The organism is Actinomycetospora sp. (assembly GCF_036497585.1).
Taxonomy (GTDB): domain Bacteria; phylum Actinomycetota; class Actinomycetes; order Mycobacteriales; family Pseudonocardiaceae; genus Actinomycetospora.
Window position 1 is genome coordinate 1 of sequence record NZ_DASXJD010000170.1, and the last position, 3,928, is coordinate 3,928.

4 protein-coding genes and 1 pseudogene are annotated in these 3,928 nt (G+C 72.3%); 4 read left to right on the forward strand and 1 reads right to left on the reverse strand.

Going from position 1 to position 3,928, the window contains the following annotated elements; translation table 11 throughout:
* Window positions 1-412, forward strand: a pseudogene (locus VGH76_RS16670) (iron-containing alcohol dehydrogenase); the annotation flags it as partial.
* Window positions 413-462: 50 nt separating this feature from the next.
* The gene (locus VGH76_RS16675) at window positions 463-939 is read left to right on the forward strand and encodes a hypothetical protein (RefSeq protein WP_331557823.1); all 477 of its coding nucleotides are present in this window, start codon (window positions 463-465) and stop codon (window positions 937-939) included.
* Here the strand turns inward: VGH76_RS16675 and VGH76_RS16680 are convergent.
* On the reverse strand, window positions 887-1,513 hold the full coding sequence (locus VGH76_RS16680; RefSeq protein ID WP_331557824.1) for a hypothetical protein: 627 nt from the start codon (window positions 1,511-1,513) through the stop codon (window positions 887-889). The genes VGH76_RS16675 and VGH76_RS16680 overlap by 53 nt on opposite strands.
* Before the next feature lie 244 nt (window positions 1,514-1,757).
* Here VGH76_RS16680 and VGH76_RS16685 point away from each other — a divergent pair, with 244 nt between their 5' ends.
* Together VGH76_RS16685 and glf are read left to right on the forward strand one after the other, a co-directional pair.
* The gene (locus VGH76_RS16685; RefSeq protein WP_331557825.1) at window positions 1,758-2,546 is read left to right on the forward strand and encodes a ricin-type beta-trefoil lectin domain protein; all 789 of its coding nucleotides are present in this window, start codon (window positions 1,758-1,760) and stop codon (window positions 2,544-2,546) included.
* A 154-nt stretch (window positions 2,547-2,700) separates the two neighbouring features.
* Complete coding sequence (gene glf, locus VGH76_RS16690) at window positions 2,701-3,894, forward strand: UDP-galactopyranose mutase (RefSeq protein WP_331557826.1); 1,194 nt, start codon at window positions 2,701-2,703, stop codon at window positions 3,892-3,894.
* Window positions 3,895-3,928: the final 34 nt, after the last annotated feature.

Consider the following 3,928-nt stretch of genomic DNA (forward strand, 5'->3'; position numbering starts at 1 on the left):
CCCGGGCTTCCTCGTCGTCCTGGCCGAGGCGCTCGTCCTGTCCGGGATCGCGATGACCGCCGCGGGGTCGAGCCGGCCCTGCAGCGGCGCCGACCACGAGATCCTCCACGCGATCGACCGGCTGTTCCCCGGCGCGGGCCAGCACGGTGAGCTCGCGGGCCTGGGCGCCCTGTTCGCGGCCTCGCTGCGCGACGACGGCGACCGCGCGTTCGCCGACCTCGACGCGTGCCTGCGCCGCCACCGGCTCCCGCGGCACCCCGGCGACGTCGGGCTCACGGATGAGCAGTTCGCCACGGCGGTCCGGGCCGCGCCCGCCACCCGCCCGGACCGGTTCACCGTCCTGGAGTACCGGGCCCTCGACCGGGACGGCGTCGACAAGGCCGTCCGGGCGTTCGTGGAACGCGTCTCCTGACGCCGCCGCCCGCCTTGAGCCCGCGCGCGCTCCCTGGTTCTATCCGCGCCATGTTGGAGGCGCACCGGGTCTCGTCCTTCCGGCCCCGCTGGGAGGTCCGCGAGGACGGCGCGCCCCTGCTGGTGCTCGACAAGAAGGGCTGGCGCTCCGGCGTCGAGTACACCCTCGACGGCACCGCCTACGAGGTCCGCTCCACCTGGACCGGCAGCCGCTACACGCTGGCCCAGGGCGACGCCGAGCTCGCCCACACGGAGCGCATCGGGCGCAAGCACTGGTCGGTGACCACGCCGGACGGCGAGTACCACTTCCGGCGCCGCTCGATCTGGAAGTCCGACCAGGAGTGGGTGCCGGACCCTGAGGCCTCGACGGCTCTCGGCGGCATCCGGCGCACCGGGACGTGGCGGGGCGACGCCGAGGCCCGGCTGCCCGGGATGCCGACCCCGCTCGCGGTGTTCGTGCTGGCCGTCGTCCTGCTCATGTGGGAGCAGGCTGCCGCCGCCGCGACGGCCGCGGCGGCGACGAGCTGAGCACCGGGGGGACGGCCGCCGCCAGCGTCGTCCACCCCCCGGCGAGCGCCACCATCGTCACCACCCCGACCGGCGGATAGATGTGGCTGGTCAGGAACGACCACGCGCCCCCGACGACCAGGACCGTCCCGACGACGGCGGCGGCGCGCGCCGCGGCCCCACGGCTGACGACGATCGCGGTCGCGCCCCCGAGCACCGCGGTCGCGAGGTAGGCGTACACGCCCGGGCCCATGAGCCGGTCGGCCATCCCGAAGAGCGCCGCGACCCACGGCCCCGGCCCGACCACCACGGTCTCCTGCCCGGCCCCGATCCCCGCGAGGACGTCCAGCGCGGTGTAGCAGCAGGCGTAGACGACGCCGAGCACCACGACGGCGGCCTCCAGCAGCCGGCCGCGCCTGCGCACGACCACCCACGGCCCGAGCGCCAGCAGCGGGAAGAGCAGCAGCCCGATCACGTGCAGGTCACGCCACCAGGGCGCCGACTCCGGGGTGAGCAGCGTCGGGTGCGTCGTGCCCAGGCCCGCGAGCAGCAGCGGAGGGACCGCGGCGGCGGCGAGCGCGACCCGGCGGCGCATGACGAGCTCCTCTCCCTGCCCGTGACGTCGACGTGACGCGCCGGTGATCACCCAGGCGTGTTCCGGTGATGCGGCTAACCCGCTGCTCTGTACGGGCGAACCCTCGGTGAAGGTCCGCACGACCGAGGGGCGGGATGGGCAGCACGGGTGGACGGGGACGCCATCGTCGCAGAGCGGCCGTGGCGGCCGCGCTGGGTGCGATCGCGCTGGTCGTCGGGGTTCTGGCGACCGGGGTCGGCCCCGGGTGGGCCGAGGCGACCGTCGTCACCGGCCGGATCAGCGGCGCCGCGGCGGGTGCCTCGAGAACGCGAACAACGCGACCACGGTGAACAACCCGCTGCAGCTCGACACCTGCGGCACGAACGCGGGCCAGCAGTGGTCGCGGTACTCCGACGGCACCCTGCGCGTGCAGGGCCTATGCGCCGACCTGCTCAACGGGGCGACCGCGTCGAACACCCGGGTGGTGCTCGCCGCCTGCTCGACGACGTCGACCTTCCAGCGCTGGACCCTCTACGCCGCCGGGTACGTGCAGAACCAGAAGTTCGGCACCTGCCTGGCGCCGCTGAACAACCAGGTCTACGCGAAGGTCGCCGTCGTCGTCGCGACCTGTGCGAACGTGGCCGCGCATCATCCAGTGGAAGAACGAGGCGACGGCTCGCCGCCACTGGAGATCAGCGTCGGGAAGGGCACCCTCAATCTCGAGGGCGGCTACGGCTACCCGGGCGCCCCGAGGACGTTCAGCCAGGTCGTCGGCCCCGCAACGACGGGGCAGCGGACCGACCTCGTCCTGCACGTGTTCTTCTCGCGCGACCCCGCGAAGGGGAGCGTCGACGTCTGGCGCAACGGTGCCGCGGCGATCGCGGGCTACCGGCCGGCGGGCGGCACGCTCTACCCGACGGACGTCACGTCCACCGACTCGCTGCAGTCGTACTGGAAGATGGGGATCTACCGGGACTCGGCGATCACGCAGCAGGCGCAGTACACGATCGAGGAAGCCCGGGTCGGCAACACCCGCACCCAGGTGGGCGGCTGATCAGGGCCGATCCACCGGCAGCTTCTGCAGCGCGTCGCCCAGCGAGCGCTCGGCATCGTCGGCGAGCCCGTTCAGCGCGGGGGTGGTGACGGTGCGGATCACGGTCGGCATGCCCCCGGCGTACCCGGACCGGGCGCGGGCTACCGTTTTCCCCATGAGCCAGCCGGAACTGGTCGTCGTGGGCTCGGGCTTCTTCGGCCTGACGATCGCCGAACGCGCCGCGACGCAGCTGGACAAGCGCGTCCTCGTCGTCGACCGCCGGTCGCACCTCGGCGGCAACGCCTACTCCGAGCCCGACCCCGAGACGGGCATCGAGGTGCACCGCTACGGGGCGCACCTGTTCCACACCTCGAACGAGCGGGTGTGGGAGTACGTCAACCGGTTCACCGACTTCACCGGCTACCAGCACCGCGTCTTCACGATCTACCAGGGCCGCGTCTACCCGATGCCGGTCAACCTCGCGACGATCTGCGAGTACGCCGGCCGTGCGATGAGCCCCGACGAGGCGCGGGCCTGGGTCGCGGAGCACGCCGCCGAGATCGACGTCGAGGACGCGGAGAACTTCGAGGAGAAGGGCGTCGCGCTCGTCGGCCGCCCGCTCTACGAGGCGTTCTTCGCCGGCTACACCGCCAAGCAGTGGCAGACCGACCCGAAGAACCTCCCGGCCTCGATCGTCTCGCGGCTGCCGGTGCGCTACACGTTCGACAACCGGTACTTCAACGACACCCACGAGGGCCTGCCGGTCGACGGCTACACCGCCTGGCTCGAGCGGATGGCCGACCACCCGAACATCGAGGTCCGGCTCGACACCGACTGGTTCGATCTCCGCGACCAGCTCTCGGACGACGTGCCGACGGTCTACACCGGCCCGCTCGACCGTTACTTCGACTTCTGCGAGGGCGAGCTCGGCTGGCGCACCCTGGACTTCGAGTCCGAGGTCGTCACCACCACCGGCGACTTCCAGGGCACCCCGGTGATGAACTACGCCGACCGCGACGTGCCGTTCACGCGCATCCACGAGTTCCGGCACTTCCACCCGGAGCGGAAGAACTACCCGACCGACAAGACGGTCATCGTCCGGGAGTACTCGCGGTTCGCGGAGTCCGGCGACGAGCCGTACTACCCGATCAACACCCCCGAGGACCGCGCCAAGCTGGAGCGCTACCGCGAGCTCGCCCGCAAGGAGGCGACCAACCGCAAGGTCCTCTTCGGCGGTCGGCTCGGGACCTACAAGTACCTCGACATGCACATGGCGATCGGCTCGGCGCTGACGATGTTCGACAACCGGATCGCGCCGTGGTTCACCGAGGGCACCGACTTCGACGGGGCCGACCCGCTCGAGGGCTGACGGTGGCCCGGTGATCGGCACCGGCACAGGCGGG

Excerpts from the sequence above, each read along its gene's own strand:
- glf (WP_331557826.1), top strand. The coding sequence starts at position 2,701 with ATGAGCCAGCCGGAACTGGTCGTCGTGGGCTCGGGCTTCTTCGGCCTG.
- VGH76_RS16680 (WP_331557824.1), bottom strand. The coding sequence starts at position 1,513 with ATGCGCCGCCGGGTCGCGCTCGCCGCCGCCGCGGTCCCTCCGCTGCTG.
- VGH76_RS16675 (WP_331557823.1), top strand. The coding sequence starts at position 463 with ATGTTGGAGGCGCACCGGGTCTCGTCCTTCCGGCCCCGCTGGGAGGTC.